Below are 233 nucleotides of genomic sequence, written 5' to 3' on the forward strand. Positions count from 1 at the left end.
CCTGCCTCTCGCGATGCCGGGCATCGTGGTGTCCGCGATTTTCGCGTTCATCTTTTCGTGGAACGACCTGCTCTATGCACTGGTGCTGACACGCACCGACGCGATCACGTCACCGGTTGCCGCCACCAGTTACATGAGCGGCTACGAGTTGCCGTGGGGCGAAATCATGGCGACAGGTACGCTGATTGTGTTGCCGATGGTCGTCTTTGCGCTGGCGGTATCGGGCCGGCTGG

1 pseudogene is annotated in these 233 nt (G+C 61.4%); it reads left to right on the plus strand.

The annotated features are described in order from the left end of the window. Positions 1-13 precede the first annotated feature (13 nt). A pseudogene (locus tag SB771_RS37315) lies at positions 14-233 on the plus strand (carbohydrate ABC transporter permease); the annotation flags it as partial.

It is taken from the genome of Burkholderia sp. SIMBA_051 (assembly GCF_046534915.1).
Classification (GTDB): Bacteria; Pseudomonadota; Gammaproteobacteria; order Burkholderiales; family Burkholderiaceae; genus Burkholderia; species Burkholderia ambifaria.